The 22447-nt window shown below is 34.6% G+C and carries 18 protein-coding genes; 1 reads left to right on the forward strand and 17 read right to left on the reverse strand.

What is annotated here, in order from left to right; all coding sequences use genetic code 11:
- Positions 1-113 precede the first annotated feature (113 nt).
- The 17 genes from RTL21_RS07330 to RTL21_RS07410 all read right to left on the reverse strand — a co-directional run bounded on the left by RTL21_RS07330 (position 114) and on the right by RTL21_RS07410 (position 21131).
- Positions 114-1001, reverse strand: coding sequence for an ROK family protein (locus RTL21_RS07330; protein WP_312094808.1), 888 nt, complete (start codon positions 999-1001; stop codon positions 114-116).
- Positions 1002-1043: 42 nt separating this feature from the next.
- On the reverse strand, positions 1044-2033 hold the full coding sequence (locus tag RTL21_RS07335) for a Gfo/Idh/MocA family protein (protein ID WP_312094810.1): 990 nt from the start codon (positions 2031-2033) through the stop codon (positions 1044-1046).
- A 207-nt stretch (positions 2034-2240) separates the two neighbouring features.
- Positions 2241-3197, reverse strand: a complete 957-nt coding sequence (locus RTL21_RS07340; RefSeq protein ID WP_312094812.1) for a siderophore ABC transporter substrate-binding protein — start codon at positions 3195-3197, stop codon at positions 2241-2243.
- A gap of 285 nt (positions 3198-3482) precedes the next feature.
- On the reverse strand, positions 3483-4241 hold the full coding sequence (locus RTL21_RS07345; protein ID WP_312094814.1) for an iron ABC transporter ATP-binding protein: 759 nt from the start codon (positions 4239-4241) through the stop codon (positions 3483-3485).
- Positions 4235-5191 carry an iron chelate uptake ABC transporter family permease subunit gene (locus tag RTL21_RS07350; protein WP_312094816.1) on the reverse strand — a complete coding sequence of 319 codons (957 nt, stop codon included), beginning with the start codon at positions 5189-5191 and terminating at the stop codon, positions 4235-4237. The genes RTL21_RS07345 and RTL21_RS07350 overlap by 7 nt, the downstream gene beginning before the upstream one ends.
- The gene (locus RTL21_RS07355; protein WP_312094818.1) at positions 5178-6134 is read right to left on the reverse strand and encodes an ABC transporter permease; all 957 of its coding nucleotides are present in this window, start codon (positions 6132-6134) and stop codon (positions 5178-5180) included. The genes RTL21_RS07350 and RTL21_RS07355 overlap by 14 nt, the downstream gene beginning before the upstream one ends.
- A gap of 407 nt (positions 6135-6541) precedes the next feature.
- Complete coding sequence (gene qoxD, locus RTL21_RS07360) at positions 6542-6847, reverse strand: cytochrome aa3 quinol oxidase subunit IV (protein ID WP_312094820.1); 306 nt, start codon at positions 6845-6847, stop codon at positions 6542-6544.
- A 6-nt stretch (positions 6848-6853) separates the two neighbouring features.
- On the reverse strand, positions 6854-7456 hold the full coding sequence (qoxC, locus tag RTL21_RS07365; RefSeq protein WP_396954423.1) for a cytochrome aa3 quinol oxidase subunit III: 603 nt from the start codon (positions 7454-7456) through the stop codon (positions 6854-6856).
- Positions 7456-9408, reverse strand: coding sequence for a cytochrome aa3 quinol oxidase subunit I (qoxB, locus tag RTL21_RS07370; RefSeq protein ID WP_312094822.1), 1953 nt, complete (start codon positions 9406-9408; stop codon positions 7456-7458). The genes qoxC and qoxB overlap by 1 nt, the downstream gene beginning before the upstream one ends.
- Entirely contained in the window at positions 9398-10333 is a 936-nt protein-coding gene (gene qoxA / locus RTL21_RS07375; protein WP_312094823.1) for a cytochrome aa3 quinol oxidase subunit II, read from the reverse strand. Before qoxA ends, qoxB begins: the two co-directional genes overlap by 11 nt.
- 602 nt (positions 10334-10935) lie before the next feature.
- Positions 10936-13035 carry a PBP1A family penicillin-binding protein gene (locus RTL21_RS07380; protein ID WP_312094825.1) on the reverse strand — a complete coding sequence of 700 codons (2100 nt, stop codon included), beginning with the start codon at positions 13033-13035 and terminating at the stop codon, positions 10936-10938.
- Positions 13036-13619: 584 nt separating this feature from the next.
- Positions 13620-14771: a mannitol-1-phosphate 5-dehydrogenase gene (locus RTL21_RS07385; protein WP_312094827.1), complete on the reverse strand. Its 1152-nt coding sequence runs from the start codon at positions 14769-14771 to the stop codon at positions 13620-13622.
- A gap of 4 nt (positions 14772-14775) precedes the next feature.
- A complete protein-coding gene (locus tag RTL21_RS07390) occupies positions 14776-15207 on the reverse strand; it encodes a PTS mannitol transporter subunit IIA (protein ID WP_312094829.1) in 432 nt (143 codons plus the stop codon).
- A gap of 14 nt (positions 15208-15221) precedes the next feature.
- Positions 15222-17309 carry a BglG family transcription antiterminator gene (locus tag RTL21_RS07395; protein ID WP_312094831.1) on the reverse strand — a complete coding sequence of 696 codons (2088 nt, stop codon included), beginning with the start codon at positions 17307-17309 and terminating at the stop codon, positions 15222-15224.
- Positions 17310-17583: 274 nt separating this feature from the next.
- Entirely contained in the window at positions 17584-19020 is a 1437-nt protein-coding gene (locus tag RTL21_RS07400; RefSeq protein WP_312094833.1) for a PTS mannitol transporter subunit IIBC, read from the reverse strand.
- A gap of 248 nt (positions 19021-19268) precedes the next feature.
- A complete protein-coding gene (locus RTL21_RS07405) occupies positions 19269-20573 on the reverse strand; it encodes a hemolysin family protein (protein WP_312094835.1) in 1305 nt (434 codons plus the stop codon).
- Positions 20574-20981: 408 nt separating this feature from the next.
- Positions 20982-21131 carry a MerR family DNA-binding transcriptional regulator gene (locus RTL21_RS07410; protein WP_312094837.1) on the reverse strand — a complete coding sequence of 50 codons (150 nt, stop codon included), beginning with the start codon at positions 21129-21131 and terminating at the stop codon, positions 20982-20984.
- Positions 21132-21385: 254 nt separating this feature from the next.
- Here RTL21_RS07410 and RTL21_RS07415 point away from each other — a divergent pair, with 254 nt between their 5' ends.
- Entirely contained in the window at positions 21386-22417 is a 1032-nt protein-coding gene (locus RTL21_RS07415; RefSeq protein WP_312094839.1) for an AI-2E family transporter, read from the forward strand.
- The last annotated feature ends 30 nt before the right edge of the window (positions 22418-22447 follow it).

Below are 22447 nucleotides of genomic sequence, written 5' to 3' on the forward strand. Positions count from 1 at the left end.
AACAATAACCTTTTAGAAAACAGCCAATTACTTAGACATTACACAAAAAAAGACCATTTAAATGAATATCCTCCTTTTAAATGGTCTACTAAAACAAAATTTATTTAGTTAACTTATGCTTTACTTTCTTCCAATACTTTTTCCGCCAGAAGAAGTCCTCCTGTGATGCCGGCATTATCTCCTAATCCTGGTCTAACAATATATTCATTCATCTTATCTTTCACTTCTGGATAAGAAACATATCCATTTAAAAGCTCGCTCAAATGGCGATAAACATGTGTTAGCACATGCTCCTGGTTCATAACACCCCCGCCAAGGATGATTTTTTTAGGAGATAGAATTAAAATATACTGCATTAGTGCCTGCGCAATATAATATCCTTCCATTTCCCATACCTTCTCCTTGTCACTTAATCGGATTGCCTTCTCGCCCCATCTTTCTTCAATTGCCGGTCCAGCAGCTAACCCTTCTAGACAATCTGCATGATATGGGCATCTGCCTTTATATGTATCTTCAGGATGTCTTCTAACTAAAATATGTCCCATTTCTGGATGTGTTAATCCTTGCAGCAATTCCTCATTAATATACGCACCAGCACCAATGCCTGTACCAATGGTAATATATAAACAATTATCTACTCCTTTAGCTGCACCTAGCTTCGCCTCTCCTAGCGCAGCAACATTTACATCCGTGTTAAAACCCGTTGGAACAGAAAATTCATCTTCTATTGCTTTTAATAATGGATAGTCCTTCCAAGCCAGTTTAGGAGTGGTTGTAATATTTCCATAAGTAGGGCTATTTTTATCTACATCTATTGGACCAAAGGATCCAATCCCAATTGCTTCGATTGGAAACCTTTTAAAAAATGCAATAACCTCTGGCATTGTTTCTTCAGGGGTTGTCGTTGGAATGGAAATTCTTTCTTTAATATTTCCTTTTGCATCCCCTACCGCACAGACAAATTTAGTTCCACCAGCTTCAATAGCGCCGTATAATGACATTAGTCTTCTCTCCTTCTGAATTACCTAGATTTACTTGCGTACTTACTGTTTGTCGGCTGGAAAAACAACTCCTGTTTGCTTTCTTACCTCATCCATAATTTCCATCACAGTTAAAGAAACATCGTAAGAGTTCACAGCAGATTCGATTTTTCCCGCTTTAATCAATTCAATAAATTCCTTCGCCTCATAATACATAGAAGCTGTCTTTTGTGAAACCGTCAGATCCTCTACTTCGCCTTTACGAGGGATAAATTCTACCTTTGTAGGTGTGCTGAATTGTTGTACTAATAAATTTCCTTCCTCGCCCTGAATTTCTGATGGAATATAGGAATTCGTTATTTTTGAATACATTAATATAACGTCCATATCTGGATAACTTAAAATGATACTTCCTTCCCCATCTACTCCTGAATCCAATAAGAAACTATTTGCCTTTACTTCCTCTGGTTTACCAAAAAGAAGTACCATTGGATAAAGGCAATATACACCGATATCCATTAATGCACCGTTTGATAATTCCGGCCTAAAAGCATTTAATACAGTACCTTCTTTATAAGCATCATATCGAGAAGAATACTGACAATAGCTCACAAAAGCCCGACGAATTTCCCCAACTTTATGTAAATTTTCTTGAATAACTTGAAAGTTAGGTAGGAAAGTTGTTTTAAGCGCCTCCATTAATAAGACGTTATTTTCCTTTGCAGCTGCAATCATTTGTTTCACTTCATTTACATTTGATGCCATCGCTTTTTCTGTTAAGACATGTTTTTTATTTTTCAAGAAAACAATTGCCTGTTGCGCATGAAGGGCATTAGGACTAGCAATATATACAGCATCGATTGTGTCACTCTTTGCCATTTCCTCTAAATCTATAAAAATATTTTCTGCTTTATACTTATCCGCAAACGCTTTCGCTTTGTCCGTTGTTCTTGAGTATACTGCAGTTAATTGAAAGTCTTCTATTTCGCTCGCAGCCTCAATAAAAGATTCTGTAATCCAATTTGTCCCAATTACTCCAACTCTGATTGTCATAAGTACCTCCTCATTGATGAATTATCTCTTCTTTCTTTTATTTTGGATGGAAGCAGCTAAAAAAGCAACTATCTGCTAATATTTTTATCTTTTGAAAATGGTTTATTGATTGCTACTAGTTATCGGCTTTTTACAGCTACTTTTATAAACTCAAAAAAATCCAACAAGTAAAAGTAAATTCTACTCGTTGGATTTTTTCAAACTTTATTATTTTGAAATTGCTTCTGAGATTTCTTTTACCATTTCGCTTGTTGATAGTAATCCGCCGCCTGATAGGTACCAGTAGCTCGGATCTAAATAAATAATATGATCATTTTTAGCTGCATCAATACCGTTTACTAATTTATTATCAAGTGTCTTCTCACCTGAAGATTCTCCACCGACTACAGCTCCTCTATCGATGACAAATAAGTAAGCTGGATTTTTTTCTGCTAGATATTCAAATGTAACCTTTTGTCCATGTGTAGAAGCTTCAATATTTTCATCTGCTGGAGCTAAGCCAAATACATCATGAATAATCCCGAATCGAGAGTTTTTGCCATAAGCACTTAAGCTTCCGTCATTTACTAATACGATTAATGATTTACCATCTATAGTTTTTGCTTTTTCATTAATAGTAGCAATATCTTCATCAATTTTTGCTAGTTCATCTGCAACTTCTTGTTTCTTATCAAAAATGTCGCCAATAAGATCCATATTATGCTTAAATGAATTCATATAATCTGTTGTATCAACTCCCACATATACCGTTGGAGCAATTTTTTTCAATTCTTCATAAGCAGCTGACTGTCTTCCAGAGATAAAAATAACATCTGGTGCCAATTCACTAATTGCTTCAAAATCTGGTTCTTTCAAGCTTCCTACATTTGCATATTTTGAATCTTCATATTTAGAAAGATATGGAGGAATATTAGCTTGTGGAACACCAGCTACTTCTATTCCTAATTTATCTAATGTATCTAGAATTCCAAAATCAAAAGCTACAACTTTCTTAGGATTAACTGGAACTGTGTCTTCTCCTAATTCGTGGGTAACTTTAATTTCTGCTGGCTTCTCGCTAGCTTTACTTGAATCTGCTTCTGCATTTGACTTTTCTGTATTTCCACATGCAGCTAAAACTGCAAGCACGAATGTTAATAATAATAGGGAAAGCTTTTTCTTCATCTTATAAACACCTCTATAAATGTAATATATATAAATTAAATTGAATACATTGCATTTAAAGACAGAATACCCTATGATAAGGTATTATTAGCATCTTTCCTTCCTCATTTTCCTAGAATGATTTAGGAGTTGCTAATACTAATGGTAGTGTTATTATGGTTTCTTCTGGCGAAGGGACTTATTTAAGTCAGCCATAATTACACTGCCCCCTTTCTATTTTTCTTCCACCATTAGCTTCTTCTCTACAATGAACCAATCATTTATCAATAGTTAAAATATCTCTTTCTATGCAAAATAAACACATATTCGTTGATTATTAATTTCCTCAATTTGCATATCCATCTCATAAATGTTTTTCAATACTTTTTGATTGATTATTTTTTTAGCTGGTCCATCATTTACGATTTTGCCATTCTTTAATGCTACGATATTATCTGAATAAACCGATGCAAAGTTAATATCATGGATAACAATTACTACCGTTTTCCCCAGCTCTTCTACTAATCTTCTTAGCACTTTCATAATTTGCACAGAGTGCTTCATATCTAAATTATTTAGCGGTTCATCCAAAAGAATATATTCTGTATCTTGGGCAACTACCATTGCAATATAAGCTCTCTGCTTTTGTCCACCGCTTAGCTGATCTAAGTACTTATGCTGCATATTCTCTAATTCCATATACTTAATTGCTTCATCTACCATTTTTTCATCTAAATCTGTCAGCTTTCCTTGTGAATAAGGAAACCTTCCAAAGCTTACAAGCTCTCTTATTGTTAAACGAAGATTGATGTTGTTTGCTTGTTTTAATATAGAAATTTTCTTTGCAAGATCATTGCTTTTGGCCTTTTCAATATGCTGGCCATCGATAATGACATCACCACTGTCTGCTTTTATTAAGCGGCTAATAATAGAAAGCAATGTACTTTTCCCGGCACCATTTGGTCCAATAAAAGAAGTGATTTTGCCTTTTTCTACAGAAAGAGAAACATTATCAAGCACTTTTTTACCACCATATTGTTTTGTAATGTTCTGTACCTCTACCATGCTTTTCTCTCCTTTAGTAATAGATAGATAAAATACACTCCACCTACAAAGTTAATTATCACACTGATAGTCGTTGAAAATGTAAATACACGTTCTACAATTAGTAAACCACCAACTAAAGAAATAATACTCAATAGAATGGATCCAGTAATCAATGTACTGTGCTTATATGTTTTTAAAAACTCACGAGCTAAATTGACTACCAATAACCCAAGAAAGGTAATTGGGCCAACTAATGCCGTAGCAACAGACACAAGTATGGATACCACAATTAACATATTGCGGACAACCTTCTCATAGTCAATTCCTAAGTTAATGGCCTGATCTCTTCCTAAAGACATGACATCAAAGAAGCGGCTATATCTTGTAACATAGATAGACACTACTGCTACAATAATAATACTAATCGTTAAAATATTGGTATTTACATTATTAAAACTTGCAAACATTTTATCTTGAATAATAAGAAACTCATTTGGATCAATTAATACTTGCATAAAGGATGAAACACTAGAGAAAAAGCTCCCCATCACAATCCCAATTAACAGTAATAATAAAATATTTTGATCTTCTCTATTAAAGAATAGCTTGTAAAGGATACTAGAAAAAAGAACCATTAATACTACTGACACCAAGAAGTTAATGTTGCTATTCATAATAGACATCGTGCTTGAGCCAAAAATGAAAACAACAATGGTTTGAATAAATAAATACAAGGAATCTAATCCTAAAATGCTTGGTGTTAAAATTCGGTTATTTGTAATTGTTTGGAATACCATCGAAGTAAAGGCAATGCAACCACCAGTTAAAAGAATTGCAACAATTTTTATGGCTCTACGTGGAATGACATATTCCCAATTATTGCTACTGACTTTGATTAGCATGAATATAGTAATTAAAGTAAGCGCCAGAACTGCTAATACAATAAGTTTTATCTTAGGCTGCTTCATAAGACTTTCTCCTTAAAAGTAAATACAGGAAGACGCCACTACCGATGACTCCTACCATCACACCAATCGAAATTTCATATGGATAAATAATCACTCTTCCGAGAATATCACAGAATAATACAAATACTGCACCAAGTAATGCTGTATGTGTTAAACTGTTTTTTAAATTATCTCCACGGTATAAAGAAACAATATTGGGAATAATCAATCCAAGAAAAGGAATCATTCCTACTGTCAGCAATACAACAGAGGATACTAATGCAACGATGATTAATCCTATATTCACCACTCTTTTGTGATTTAGTCCAAGATTAATCGAAAAATCTTCGCCCATTCCAGCAATCGTGAATTTATTGGCATATAAATATGCAATAATTACTACCGGAATGCTTATGTAAAGAAGCTCGTATCTGCCTTCCATGATTAAGGAAAAATCTCCTTGTAACCATGAAGACATATTTTGTATTAAATCATATTTCATAGCAAAAAAAGTGGTAATTGAACTTACAATATTTCCAAGCATTAGACCAATTAAAGGAATAAAAATGGCATCTTTAAATTTAATCATATTCAGTATTCGCATAAACAGAAATGTGCCGCCAAGTGCAAATACGAATGCGATTAACATTTTTACAATCGGACTCTCCCCTGTAAAAAGCATAAGAGCTATTAATATCCCCAATCTTGCCCAGTCCATCGTGCCAGCTGTCGTAGGTGAAACAAATTTATTTCTCGATATTTGCTGCATAATTAGGCCACAAATGCTCAAGCTTACACCAGCAATGATAATGCTGATCAAGCGTGGAAATCTGCTAATCAAAAGAATTTCTTTTTGATCTGCTGTTAAATGAAAAATATTTTTCGGGTGAATATCAATAACCCCAACAAATAGGGAGATGATAGATAATACTATTAACAATATACTTAAGTGTCTTATTTTCATCGTGCTATTGAGTAATACTACTCTCTTCCCTCACTCCCCATGTAGTCGTAAATGATTTTCATTATCATTTAGATTCTTCTTTTATTTTATCATCTTTTTCCAGCTCGTCAATGCTTTTTCAAAGGCCTGATAGATTAATCATAAAATTCCAAAAAGAATGAAGCTAATTACCTAGTTAGTTTGTCATGATTTATTATTCAACAAGAGCACCATCATACAAATTGATTAATGCAGAGCACTGTAGTTCTTGGAAAAATCCATCCCAACACAGACTAAGTAAACTAGTCCAGTAAAAGTAAGTCCTAATTAAAACGCACTTTCCCCTTCCTTGTAAAAACGACCATTTCCTTCCTCTCTAATGCAAAAAAAGAAGCCTCCAATGGAGACTTCTTTCACATTACGCTTTATTAGTAATGAACATGTCCTGATGTCATTACCCAAATAGTTCCTCCTGCTACTACAATCGCGCAGAAGAATGCATAAACGATATTAATAGTTTGTACTTGTCCTTCTCCTTCTGTAAGATGCATAAACATAAACAGTTGAAGAATGGCTTGAATTACTGCCAATGCACCGATAATCCACATAATAGTAATCATTGGAAGATCTGTATATAGCTTAGCTCCTACAGCTGCGAAGGTAAGTAATAAAGAAACAATAAAACCTGCAATATGACCAATTGGAAATTTTTCATTTTCATGATTTTTTGCCATCTTTTATTACCCTCCCATTCTAGCAAGATAAACGAATGTGAAGATGAAGATCCACACAACGTCTAAGAAGTGCCAGTATAAACTTATAATAAATGTCTTACGAGCTGTTGTTGGTGTTAAACCGTGCTTAATTAATTGAACAATAATTAATATTGCCCAGCCTATACCTAGTGATACGTGCAATCCGTGCGTTCCAAGCAATACAAAGAATGCAGAAAGGAATGCACTTGTCTGCATTGTTGCCCCTTCATGAACATAATGAATAAATTCATTTACTTCCACAAAGACGAAACCTGCACCTAATGCTAAAGTGATAATTAACCAAGTTAATAATCCCTTTAAATTCTGGCGTCGCATATACCATATAGCGATACCACATGTAAAACTACTTGTTAATAGTAAAAGTGTTTCAATCATTACATCTTTTAATTTAAATAATTCAGCTGGAGTAGGTCCGCCTGCAAAGTTATCCTTTAAAGATCCATAGGCTGCGAACAAGGTAGCGAATAGTACAACCTCGGCACCAAGGAAGATCCAGAAGCCTAGAATATTTAAACGACTTTGCTCTGTCTGATATTCTAGTGGTAAAGACTTATCGACTTTTGCCATTATTTCTCACCTCTCCATGCGCGTTCCGTTTTCTTAATAACATCCAGTTTAATATGGTAACCTTCGTCATAATCAAAAGAACGAATTATCAAGCCAACAAATATACCTAAACTACAGATTGCAGCAGGGATAAACCATTCAAATACTAGGAAGAAACCAACTACTCCAAATATTGCACACATATAGAATGGAAGCCAAGAGTTGCTCGGCATGTGGATTTCTTCTAATTCTTCTTCTTTTAAAACCAAGCCTTCTTTATTTTTCTTCATATACCAGAATGCATCTAATGCTTTCACTTCTGGAGTGATAGCAAAGTTATATGGCTGTACTGGAGAAGCTGTATGCCATTCTAATGTTCTTGCATCCCATGGATCTGTTGAATTCTTTCTATCTGCATAACGAGTGCTATAGTAAATGTTGTAAACTAGCACTGCAAATCCGGCAGCAAGAATGAGAGAGCCGATTGCTGATAGCATGAATAATGGTGCAAATCCGGATTCCGCAGAGAAAGTATAAGAACGTCTTACTGCCCCTTTTAATCCCAAGAAGAACATTGGCATAAATGTTACGTTAAAACCAATATTAAATAACCAGAAATGCCATTTTCCTAGACGTTCGTTTAGAGCATAACCGAACATTTTTGGCCACCAGTAATAGAAACCAGCAAATACTGCGTATACAACACCTGGTATTAATACATAGTGGAAGTGAGCTACTAAGAATAATGTATTATGATATTGATAGTCTGCTGCAGCCATTGCAAGCATAACTCCAGTTACCCCACCAATAGTAAAGGTTGGAATAAATGCAAGTGACCATAGCATAGCCGTAGTAAATTGAATACGACCTTTTCTCATTGTAAATAACCAGTTGAATATTTTAACCCCAGTCGGAACTGCAATTAACATCGTTGTAATCGAGAATACAGAGTTTACAACTGGTCCAGATCCCATCGTGTAGAAATGGTGAACCCATACAACCATACTTAAGATAGCAATCCCTACAATAGAAATAATCATTGAATTATAACCATATAGGCGTTTTCTTGAGAATGTCGCAATAATTTCAGAGTACATTCCAAAAGCAGGCAAGATTACGATATAAACTTCTGGATGTCCCCATAACCAGAATAGGTTATTCCATAGCATCGCATTTCCTCCACCTGAAATCGTGAAGAAATGTGTACCGAATAAACGGTCAAATGTCATCAATGCTAATGCAACAGTTAAAATAGGGAATGCAAACACAATAATAACGTTTGTAATTAATGCAGTCCAAGTAAACATTGGCATCTTCATTAATGTCATTCCTTTAGCACGCATTTTCAAGATAGTAACAATAAAGTTAATACCTGTCATTAGCGTACCAATACCTGCAATTTGCAGACCAATTGCATAGAAGTTGTTCCCAACTCCTGGTGTAAATTCTTTCCCAGCTAGAGGGAAATAGGATGTCCATCCTGCATCAGGAGAACCACCAATTACGAAAGAAATATTGAAAAGCATCGCACCACTAAATGTTAGCCAGAAGCTTAATGCATTCAATTGTGGGAACGCAACATCACGTGCCCCAATTTGCAAAGGAATTACTACGTTCATTAATCCAATCAACGCTGGCATCGCCATGAAAAGAATCATAATAACACCATGCGTTGTAAATACTTCATTGTAATGCTGTGCATCTAAGAATTTCATTTCAGGTGCTGAGGTTTGATATTTCATCATCAAACCGTCTACTCCACCACGGAAGAACATTAATACGGCTACAATAATATACATGATACCGATTTTTTTGTGATCAACCGTTGTTATCCATTCATCCCACAAATATTGCCATTTCTTGAAATAGGTAACACCAACTACAATAGCAAGCATTGTTAGTGTAATACCTATTTGAGCAGATAATATTAGGGGATCGCCAGTAATAACGATATCATCCCACTTAATGTGCATCCTTTTCACCTCCGTCTGACTCTTGGTTCTTTTCAAAAGTTCTACCTGGATATCCATGAACTCGATATAACTCAGGGTTTAAATAGTAGTTTGAGTCTCCACCTTTACCGTGATCAATCCACTCTAAATGTGTATTAGAGAAAGTCATACGGCCTAAATGTGTCGGCTCGATAATTTCTTTATATTTCTCTTCTGTTAATTTAGGGGCAGTTTCTTTTACTTCATCTACCCACTCATCATAGTCTTCTACAGATTTTGCTTCGACATCAAACTTCATCTCCGCATATCCTTTACCATTAAAGCTTGTATTTTGCCCTTCATAGTTACCTGGATTATCAGCAACAACATAAAGATCTGTTTCAGCCCCATACATTGTGTACTTCTGACCAGCTAATGCAGGAATCCAGAATGATTGCATTGTTCCAGCAGAAGTTAACTTAAACTCCACTGGCACGCCAGCAGGGATATTTACATAATTGACTGTTTCAATTCCTTCTTCTGGATAGCTAAAAATCCACTTCCAGTCTGCAGAAGTTACATTAATCACAATAGGATCACGATCTTTATAATCTTCTGGTATATCCTCTAATGCATAAATTGTTTTTACAGTTGGAATGGTTAATGCAATAATAATTAAAAATGGGATTATAGTCCAAATAATCTCAAGCTTTGTACTTCCATGTTCTTCTGGTTCATAGTTAGCATTCTCTTTCGTTGCACGATATTTCCAAACTATGTAACCAAATAGTACAAAAACTACTAGACAAACCAAAGCCATAAATACAATAGACCAGTTAATCAAGTCTGTAATACTTCTAGCAACAGGACCTTGTGGATCAAATACAACCATAGATTCACAACCGCTTAAGATGAATGATGGTACAATTGCTAAAAGCGAAATTAAAATTCCTTTTTTCGACTTCATTTGTACAGCTCCTTCCGTTTAAGTTCAAATGTTAAAATATTCACAGAATGTTCGATATTTTGACATAGAACATTCATATTACATAGGTAAAATAACGATTATTACTACCTGTATGATGATATCATATCTCGAACCTATTATTTGTGACAAAAAACGTAAGTATAATTTTACCAATTTTCATTTTTTATATTCTTATGCTTTCCGTATATTCAAGATTTTATCAACCTTTTTATTATAGCAGATGCTATTATTAAAATCTATGTCCACAATCTTGTCACAAACAATTTTTCAACCTAGCATTTCATTGTTCATCCTTTCTTACAGACGGTTTAAACGCTTACATAGATTATAGAATAATCTGGTTGGTTTTTCCATTATTTTATCCCTTTGTATTCACTTTTCTCCTTTTTATTTTATTCTGTAATATTTATCACAGACTTCACTTCATTAAACATGGTTATCTTTCCATTTTATACATATCCAGTTATACTTCTCCCCCAAAACCTTTGCTTTTCACGCCAAATAGAAATAGGCAGAAATATATACTGTCTACAGTGGCAATAGCACTAGTATCAGTATATATTTCTGCCTTTTTAAAAATACTAATTTTCTAATATTTCTTCTAACTTCCCTTTTACCTTTTCATTTATCTTTTTCGCATCTTTTTTTATTTCATCTACAACTTGGCTCCATTTAGAAGAGTTCTCTTTAATAGTTGTTTCTAATTTTTCCGCTTTTTCTTTAATCACTTTTTTTGTTTCTTCTACTTTTTTATTGACATTTCCATTATCTTCATTTGCCAGTCTATCACTGACAGATAATACTTTAAAATTTTCTGGTTCTACATATTGAACGGCTTGATCCATAATTGTTTTAAAGATTGGAACTACATCTCCAGAGCTTTTACTTGGAAGATAATGTTGATTATCTGTTTTATCATAGCCGAGCCACATTGCCCCAACTAGATTTGGTGTATAGCCTACAAACCACTGATCCTTTGTACCAGAAATATTACTGTTATCTAATTGAGTAGATCCTGTTTTTCCGGCAATTTGGAATCCAGCCACTTTTGCACCTTGACCTGTTCCTGACTTAATAACATCCAGTAACATGGAAGTCATATCATCTGTGACGGATTTAGATGTTACTCTTGTTGATTTAGATTCATATTCTGCAATAACGTTACCTGTTGGTCCAACAATTTTTGTGATCAAATGATTCTCCATTCGAACTCCATCATTTGGGAACGTAGAATAAGCACTAGCCATTTGTAAAGGAGAAACACCTGTGGTCATTCCACCTAAGGCTATTCCTAAATACTCATCATCCTTTTCATAAGGAATTCCGAATCGATCAAGTGATTTAAGACCATTTTCCAATCCAATTTGGTCTAATAACCAGACTGCTGGAACATTTAAGGATTCTTCTAAAGCTTCATACATCGGAACTTCACCCTTAAATGTTTTTGTAAAGTTTTGTGGTTCATAATTTCCCTTCTTAAACGGCTTATCCTCGAGCATCGAATCTATTTTATAGCCTTTTTCTAAAGCCGGTGTATATACAGCTAGTGGCTTCATCGTAGATCCTGGCTGCACTCTTATTTGAGTCGCTCGGTTAAATCCTCTAAAGACCTGTTCTCCTCTTCCTCCGACTAATCCTCTTACTCCTCCCGTTTCTGGATCAAGCAAGACTGCTCCTCCTTGTGCTGATGTCCCGTCAGCACTACTTGGAAACAGAGAATCACGAGCAAAGGTTTTCTCTAATGTCGATTGAAGATTTTGATCTAACTCAGTATATATTTTATAACCTCTTTTTAAGAGTTCTTCCTGTGTAAGCCCGTACTGTTTAATTGCTTCATCAATAACCGCATCTACATAGTAAGGGTATTCTCTTTCTATAAAAGAGCCTCCTCCATTTTCCAGTATAATTTTTTCTTTTACTGCCTTTTGATATTCATCTTCTGTTATTTGTTTTAAGTCTAACATTTTCTTTAGGACAACATTACGACGAGAAATGGCTCCATCATAATTATTATAAGGATCTAATGCGGAGGGAGCCTGTAATATCCCTGCAAGTAATGCAGCTTCACTTATGGATACTTCCCTAATATCTTTATTAAAGTATTTTAAGGAAGCTTGGCTAATCCCCCATGCTCCACTACCAAAATAAACATGATTCATATACATTTGCAGAATTTCTTCTTTTTTATAATGCTTCTCAATTTCTACCGCTAGAAACAATTCCTCTGCTTTACGCTTATACGTCTGTTCAGAAGTTAACAAGGCGTTTTTGGTTAATTGCTGGGTAATTGTACTACCTCCACCTGTAATTCTTCCTGCAAAGATATTTTTAAAAAAGGCACGACTAATACCTTTGATATCAAACCCATTGTGTTGATAAAAACGCTCATCTTCAATGGAAACAACCGCTGCCGGAACGTATTTAGGTACATCTGTCAATTCTATTCCTTCCGTTCTTTCCGTTCTTATTTGGGTTGCTTCGTCCCCATCTTTGTCGTATATGATCGTCGCCTGGCTTAAACCAGCCTTTAGGGTACTAACATTTGCTTGTGTTGCTAAATACGTGAAATACAATATAGCCAATAAAACAAACAATAATACAGCCAAAAGTATTATTTGAGTAAGATGTCTCTTCTTCCAAAAGCGTCGAAATCCTTCCCAATATGGTTTTATTCTTTCCATTCTATAACCTATCCTTTACTTTTACTCATGGAATACTGCAAGTTTTTCTATCCAAACATTAGACGTTTATTCTCATTCATTTGTTGCAAGTATCTATCAAAACTATATGCTCTTTTGTTATAAATTACAAGAAGGTACTCCCCTCTAATATTACCAAATTTATCAAGGTTAAGGCTCTATTGTTTATTCTATCTTACTTTCGGGAAAAGACCTATTAAAGGATAAAAAGGATGTGAGAGATAATGAAAAAAATGTTCAAACGAATGATTACGTGGGGACCAATCATCTATCCCTTCGCCAAAAAAATGTGGGACAAGCGCAAACAATCAAAAGTAAACTCTTCTACCGCTACAAGATAAAAGCGCAGGGCACCCGTTTAGGGGCGTATGGGGTGGAGCAATCTTTCCTGAGATAAAGGAAACACGGCGAACGGAGAGAGTCGATGTTGACTTATCGTAGGGAAAGATAGTGAAGCCCATCAGCCCCTGGGTGCCAGGAGCTAGACAACAAATTGACTTCAAATGCTTAACTTTCCTAAGTATTAAAAAATCCAATGTAGCCTATCAAGACCACATTGGATTTTTTTATGCATTAATATTGTTATAAGCAAGTACAACTTCTTTCACTAAAGCATGGTCTTCATTTAAACCTGATACTTTACTGAAAGCCGTTTGAACTCCATTTTCATCAATTAAGCTCTTTAATTCCACACACTCTTGGTCTTCTGGTGTGTAAAAGTGAAGTGCCGATGCCATCACTTCTACTAAGTGAGAAGGAATTTCGTTAAACTCCTTATAATACGCTAACGCTGGAGCAACTAATCGATCATTCCCCCCTAATTTTCTTAACGGAGATCTACCAACTCTTTTTACGTCGTCAACAATATAAACGTTCGCAAAACGACCTAAAATTTTGTTGATATATTTTTGATGATCCTCTGCATTAAAGCTATATCTTGCTACAAGTACTTTTCCTGTTTCTTGTAAAACGTGAAGTACTTTTTCTTTCACATCTTCATGATCGATTGTTTCTGAAATGGTTTCATAGTTCTTGATATTGCCTAAGTATGCTGTTGCAGCATGACCAGTATTTACAGTAAACAATTTTCGTTCAATATATGCTTGTAAGTTCTCGACGAAATGAGCTTCTTCAATTTCTGGTTTAGCCCCTTTAAGAGCAGTTTCATCTACAACCCACTCATGGAAAGGCTCTACGAGAACGTCTAATAGATTCTCATTCTTTTGGTTTGGCACAATTCTGTCTACAGCTGAATCAGGGAACCCAACGTATTCCTCCACCCAAGCTGCTTCTTCTTCATTTAAATGCTCTAAAACAAACTGTTTAAGCGCACTACTTCCGCCGATCATGTTTTCACAAGCGATCACATTGACAGGTGATTGATTACTTTTCATTCGTGCTTTAATTCCGTCTGCAATTAGTGGCGCGATGAATTTTAAAATATTTGGTCCGATTGCTGTAGTAACGATATCTGCATGGATAAACTCTTCTACTACTTGTTCAGGATTAATTTTACTATTAATCCCTTTTACATTTTTTACTGTGAATTGCTCTTTTGCTTCATTTGCAAGCAACACATTGTATTGACCAACACGATTCAATTCATCGATAATTTGTTCGTTAACATCCACAAAGGTAATGGCATAATTTGACTGATGCAATAATAGGCCGATAAATCCTCTTCCTATATTCCCTGCTCCAAAATGAATAGCATTCATAGTATTATTCTACCTCGCTTAAAATTTGGATTATTTCCTCTTCTGTTTTCGCTGCAACTAATTTTTCTACGTTTTCAATTTCAGAACATACAATTGCGATTTGAGATAATAACTCTAAATGCTCGCCATCTTTCCCAGCAATCCCAATGATAAGCTTTACAATGTTACCATCACCAAAATCTACTCCATTTGGTGCTTGAATAACAGAAAGACCAGAGTTTAATACAGCTGTTTTAGCTTCATCTGTACCATGCGGAATTGCTAAGAAGTTCCCCATGTAAGTAGATGAAATTTCTTCTCTTTTTAGCATAGCTGGAACATAATCCTCAGATACATATCCTTGTTCTACTAAAATTTGACCTGCTTTTTTAATTGCTTCCTCTTTACCTACTACATTGCTGTTTAAAATAACATTTTCCTTTTTTAAAATACTCATTTTTATTCCTCCTATTAATTTCTCAAATGATGTTGTAAAAACTGGCTGCTAATAAAATTCAATAGTTCTTCTTTATTACCATTATTGAATACCTCGATACTCCTCTCGGATTCAATAATAGATGCGCTTAGAAAACTTAATACTTCCATTACATTTGGATTTGCACTTAACGGCGCAAGTAAAAGTAACACTCGCTTCACCATTTCATTAGCACCATTCATTGCCCTCAAACTCACCATCTCGGGCAAGTCAATTATATTGAAAGATGGTTTTTCAATTTGATTATTACTTGTGTGATAAAGAGCTAAGGTTGTTTCAGGAATCGCAAGCCCACCTATTTGAGCCCTTGCTTCTAAAGCAGCGAAAACTTCCTGCTCATTTAAAATGGAACCTTGCTGTTTTAATATCTTTAATCCCTGTTTTAAGCTATCACTTAGACATGGTCCTTCATTCCATATATGCAATTCTTTTAAAATAGAAGATAAAATCTGTGATTGCTCTGTAAACAGAAGAAATGACTGAAAGTCCAAACAAGGCTGCTTATATTTTGGAGCATCCACATACTTTTCTTCCTCTAATAAATGGCCACTATTCCTCTTAAGGTAGGTTTTGACTTCCTCTAAGTCCTTATCATTAAGAATCGGATTAACTACTAAATAATCTCGTGAGATATCCTCTAGTGGAATTGTCGAAAGAATTGCATCATAATCATCGATGGAAATGTTCTTTAATTCAAACACAGAAGCTGTTTTGACTTCCGACAAGCTTGGAATTTGATTAATAATTTTTGCCGCAAGCATTTTCGATGTTCCAATTCCACTCGAACAAATAATCAATAACTTTATATTCTTTGTTATTTTTTTGTCATTAAGCGCTGAACCAAAGTGCAAGACCAAATAGCCAATTTCTTCTTCTGGAACATCTCTGTCGACAAGCGTCTGTCTCGCTGCTTCTTTCACTACCTCAAACAGCTCTGCATAATCCTCTTTAATATTGTCCAATAAAGGATTAGAGATACTCATCTTCTGATCTAAACGATATAATGTAGGCTGAAGATGGGCAAGTAACCCTTGAAATAAAGAATCATCTGCTGCTAATGTCGTATGTAACAATTTTTCTACATTAGCAATTAACGTCCTTACTAGCATAGCTACTTCTACATTTTCATCCTTGATGCCAACCTTATTATCGTAACGTACTTTGGCACCTCTTAAGTGCATTGTAATATAGCCGACTTCCTCTTCAGGAATCAAAATATCAAAAGTCCGTTCCAGTCTCACTACGATTTGCCGAGCAAATTCAAATTCTTTTGTTTGGGAAAGCTCGCTTAAATAATCCTCTTTAAACGTGATATTTTCTCCCCGCTGAATTCTTTCCATTGCAAGAGCGATATGAACTACTAACCCAACATAGGAACTATCTGCTAACGAATAAGGCAATTGTTCATTAATATCTTCTATAATATTTTCAATGCGCAACAATTTTTCCTTTTGAACAAGCCCTAAAAGGCGTTCAGAAATGGAATCGACTTTATTGCTAGACTTCTTCTGAATATTTTCCTTAACCATTTTAAGAAACTCTGGCACATCAAATCGGTCCGATATCAGACTGCGAATTGCTTTTCTTTTGTCTTCTTCTGTTCCAACCAATTCTATACCATAGCCTCTTTTTCGCATCAATTGTAGATTATACTTTTCGATGGTCGGTTCTAGTTTATCCAAATCATGGCTTACTGTAGCAGTTGTTACCCCAAGTTCCTTTGCTAATGTAAATAGCTTAATTGGTTCTTGGTGATCTAATAAGGTACATAATGCAACGAGTATCCGTTCATCGGGAGTGTATTCCATATAGTCTTGCTTTAATATAGATACCCTTAGTTGATAAATATCATTAGGGTTTCCAATAATTTTTACCCCAACTCCAGCTTTTTTATTTAATTTAAGATGATAGCCTTCTACTATATCTTCTACATTCTTTAAATCACGATGTATCGTTCGTTCACTAACATTTACATGTTCAGCAATTCCCTTTATCGTCAATTCTTCATCTATATTTTCTAAAAGTATCTGTAAAATAATTCTTTCACGAGCGGAAATAATCATAGCTTATCTCCTTAATCACCTGACATAATTTAATTATAGAACTACTATATACACTTATTCAAACAGTTTTAAACATATTTTTTTCAATTCTATTGTTGCCAATTTCAATTTAGGATGCCCTATTTTTATCTATAAATACTGAAAATTAAATACATTTTTCCCAAGCAGATTATTGATAGATAGCAACTATTTAAAGGAAGGCTGTTATAATTTGTTACTATTAGCCAACAAAAACTGCCAGCCAAAGTTTGGCTGACAGTCTGTTAACATAAGCTTATTTTAATTTCTCAATAATTTCATCATATTTAGGGCTGTTCATGAAGTTTTCAACAGAAACATGATGTGCATTTGGTAATTTTTCTACTGCTCTGTCTGTTAAATCTTTATGTGTAATAACAAGATCTGCATCATTTGGAAGGTTCGCAATAGATGTGTTTGTTACATCTACTCCTTCAATGCCTGCTTTTTTCACTTTATTACGCATAATAGATGCACCCATAGCACTAGATCCCATACCAGCATCACAAGCGAAGATTACTTTCTTCACGGATTTATAATCAAACTCTGTAGCTTCATCTGCTTTAGGAGCTGCAGCAGTTTCAGTAATTGCACCTGCTACTGAGCTCTTTTTCCCTTTTAATGCTTCCATTTTTTCTGTTGCTGCACTAATGTCTTCTTCTTTATCTTTGCTTGTTTTCAAGATAATTGCTGCGATTACGAAAGAAATAATTGTCGCGACTACAACACCAGCAATTACACCTAAATGTTGTCCTTTTGGCGCCATTGCCATTAATGCAATGATACTACCAGGAGATGGAGTTGCTACTAAACCAGCATCAAATAATGTAAAGGTGAATACTCCACCCATTCCACCAGCGATAACAGCTAATAACATAATAGGTTTCATTAAGATGTATGGGAAGTAAATTTCATGAATACCACCCAAGAAATGAATAATTGCTGCACCAGGTGCTGTTTGTTTAGATGTACCTCTGCCAAATATGCAATAAGCTAATAATACCCCAAACCCAGGACCAGGGTTTGCTTCTAATAAGAATAGAATGGATTTACCAACTTCTTTCGCTTGCTCTACCCCAATCGGTCCTAAAATACCTTGGTTGATTGCGTTGTTTAAGAACAATACTTTAGCTGGCTCAATAAAGATACTTGCTAACGGTAATAGATTTGCATCTACAATTAATTCTACTCCACTTGATAAGAAACTGCTTAACCCCTCAACAATTGGACCGATATATTTAAAACCAATAATTGCAATAATTGCTCCTAAGATACCAGCTGAAAAGTTATTTACTAACATTTCAAATCCAGCTTTAATTTTACCTCTAAATAAATCATCCACTTTTTTGATTAAGAAACCACCAAGTGGTCCCATTACCATTGCTCCAAGGAACATTGGAATATCTGCGCCTACGATGACACCCATTGCTGCGATGGCACCAACTACACCACCGCGTTCTGCATATACCATCTTACCACCAGTATAACCAATTAATAATGGCAATAAGTATTTGATCATTGGATCTACAAGTGTAGCTAAATCTGCATTAGGCGTCCAACCTGTTGGAATAAATAGTGCTGTAATTAACCCCCATGCGATAAATGCTCCTATATTAGGCATAATCATGCCGCTCAAATGACTACCAAAACGCTGTATTTTTACACGAAAACCGTTTTTATTTTCGTCTGACATTTTGTTTAAACCCCCTTATATTTCATGCCTTTATGATAAAGCGTTTACAGCTTAATAACAATTTAAACTAAATGCATTTTTGACAGACATGATGCTGACACAATTAAATTGAATAAATTAATAAAATTCAATAAAATCAGTATTCAGCTTCTAACTATAATTTTAAGATTCCATTAAAACAACAATTTATACGGCAATACAACAAAAAGAGAAGGGTTTCCCCTTCTCTTAAAAAACAATGTTTTTCGTTAAACTTCCACTACACTTGCATCTTTCATTACTTCGATAAAGTGTATATGATGTTCTTCGATGTTTTTAATTTTAAAGATATACCCTTCTTCTTCTAAGGTATCTCCTTCAACCGCTTCAAAATTATTTGTCAAAAACCATCCGCCTATTGTGTCCACTTCATCCTCTGATAAATGCGTACCCAAAAGATCATTTACTTCACTAATCAATACTTTCCCATTAAGAATATAATGATCCTCTTTAATTCTGCGAATATCAGAAATTTCATCGTCATCAAATTCATCTCTGATGTCTCCAACAATCTCCTCTAAAATATCCTCTGCAGTAACGATACCTGAGGTACCACCATATTCATCAAGCAGAATCGCCATATGTGTGCGTTCCTTTTGCATTTTAATCAGTAATTCTCGAATAGGAACCGTTTCAATCACGCGAATAATCGGTTTCATATATTCCTCTAATTGAATCTCTTGTTTGTTTTGAATGGTTGCCGTAAGAAATTCTCGAATGTTAATTAATCCAATTACATTGTCTTTATCCCCATTAACTAGTGGGTAGCGAGTATAATTCTCTTCTTCCAATATATTCATTATTTCATCAAACGTATTGTCCACACTGATGGTAACCATTTCCGTTCTCGGCACCATAATTTCTTTGGCAATCCGCTCATCGAATTCAAAAATATTATTTACATATGCTAATTCATTTTTATTGATTTCACCGCTTTTATAGCTTTCTGACATTAAGATTCTTAATTCTTCTTCCGAGTGAGCAAGTTCATGTTCCGATGCTGGTTTTAATCCAAAGATACTTGTCAAAAGTCGTGCAGATCCATTTAACAACCAAATAAAAGGATATAATAATCGATAGAACCAAATAATTGGTGGCGCAAAGGTTAATGCTATTACTTCTGCCCTTTGAATAGCTACCGTCTTCGGAGCAAGTTCTCCAACAACGACATGCAAAAAGGTTACAAGTAAAAAGGAAATAACAAAGGCAATCAAGTGGGATAGTGCATTCCCAATAGATAACTTAACAAATAGTGGCTCTAGAATTTCTGCGAAAGTAGATTCCCCAATCCAGCCTAGTCCTAAAGCTGTAACTGTTATCCCTAATTGGCAAGCGGATAAGTATTCATCTAAATGTGTCGTTACCTTTTTTGCTGCAAGTGCTCCTTTTTTTCCTTCTGCAACTAACTGATCAATTCTAGAACTCCTAACTTTCACTATCGCAAACTCTGTTGCAACGAAAAAAGCAGTTAATGCAATTAATATCACAAATAAAATCAAATTAAAAATTTCCAATAAGTAGCCCGTAAAGGGGCTTACACCTCCTGATTAATAAAAGCCACATACGGCATTTCTCCACTATAATTAGAGAAATGCTGTTGCTCGTAAAATTCCTACTTCCGTTTATAAATTAGTGCATACTATAAAAAACAGTTAATTTAGCAAAAGCAACAATGCTTATATTAAGGAAATACTTTCATGAGATATAGTATTTCTTACTTCCTTTTTTTTATGTCGGTCCTGATTTTCTACTGTTGTAAGCATCTGATGAATATGTTCATTTAGATCCTTCCTACTTGCTTTCAGTTCCTCTATATCTAAAGAATTTATTTTATGATTATTAAATTGTTCCCTAATTTCCTCGAGCATTAACTTGCTCTTTTTACAATCCTCAGTAGCTTTAAATTGTTCAACAGCCCTTCACTACAGGAACAATAATTTATTTTTAGAACGTTTTGCTTGAAGAAGACCAAGGTTTGGATAATAATCAATGGTTCTTTTTGTTACATCCGTAACTTTTGCCAAATCACCAATTCTTAATTTCACATCCCCATCGCTTCTCCTCCTATCCAACACGTTTTCATTTTACTTATTAGCTCGTTTCCTAAAATGGAAAACAACTATCTTTTAGAAAACCAGCTATTTAATAATTATATAAGTGGAGGGAGAAAAGATTCAAGCAAAAAACTTCTTATATAGCATGCCCCTTTTGCTAGCTGGCTAAATTTTCGCAAAATGTCGGTTTTTTTATATTATTAACATACAATTTAGGTTAAAATATAGGAAGATAGATAAAAAGAGAAAATATATCAAAAAGGGGAAATGGAGTGGAAACAATTATCAATTTTCTTACCAATAAAAGTGTAAAAAGGTTTTTCATCTTTGCTTTAATCATTTTAGGGATTTATGCCCTTAGAAGCATGATTAATTTAATGCTTTTTACCTTTATCCTTTCATTTTTAATGGATCGTATGGAGAAAATCATCTCCAAGCGAATTCACGTAAAACGAAACGTTATAGTTAGCATCCTCTATCTAATAACCATCGGAATACTTTCCTATAGCTTTATTAAATATTTGCCAATGCTAGTGGAAGAAATAACGGCATTAGTTAGACAAGTCATGGATTTTTATTCCCGTCCACATGATAATGCTGTCTTAAATTATATTGTTTCCATCATTCAAGAAAGACAAATCAACAGCTATTTGGAACAAGGACTTGGCATTGTCGTCAAATACTTTTCCAGCATTAGCTCCATAAGTATACAATTTATACTAGCTATTATTCTAAGTTTCTTCTTCCTATTGGAGAAGCCACGCTTAATAAAATATAAAGAAAATTTTCGTACAAGTAAAATAGCAGCTTTTTATAATGAAATTGAATTCTTCGGCAAAAAATTTGTTTTAACATTTGGGAAAGTATTGGAGGCTCAAGTCATCATAGCCTTGGTGAATTGTATCTTAACGACCATCGGATTATGGATTCTTGGATTCCCTCAATTACTTGGTCTATCCCTTATGATATTTGTCTTTGGTCTAATCCCGGTCGCAGGAGTTATTATTTCTCTAATACCATTGTTAACAATTGGATACACAATTGGCGGCTATACCTATATCATTATTTTGATTATATTTATTTGTATAATCCATGCAATCGAGGCGTATATACTTAATCCGAAATTAATGTCCTCCAAAACAAATTTGCCAGTGTTTTTCACTTTTATTGTCCTTATCTTCTCTGAGCATTTCTTTGGAGTATGGGGATTAATTATCGGTATACCTGTGTTTGTTTTCCTATTAGATATCCTACAGGTACAAAGTATGGATTCTAAGAGAAAAGTAGAAATAACAAAGGAATAGTTTGTTTTTTAGAGCGACAATGTTCAATAA

Source organism: Niallia sp., from assembly GCF_031978665.1.
GTDB lineage: Bacteria > Bacillota > Bacilli > Bacillales > Cytobacillaceae > Niallia.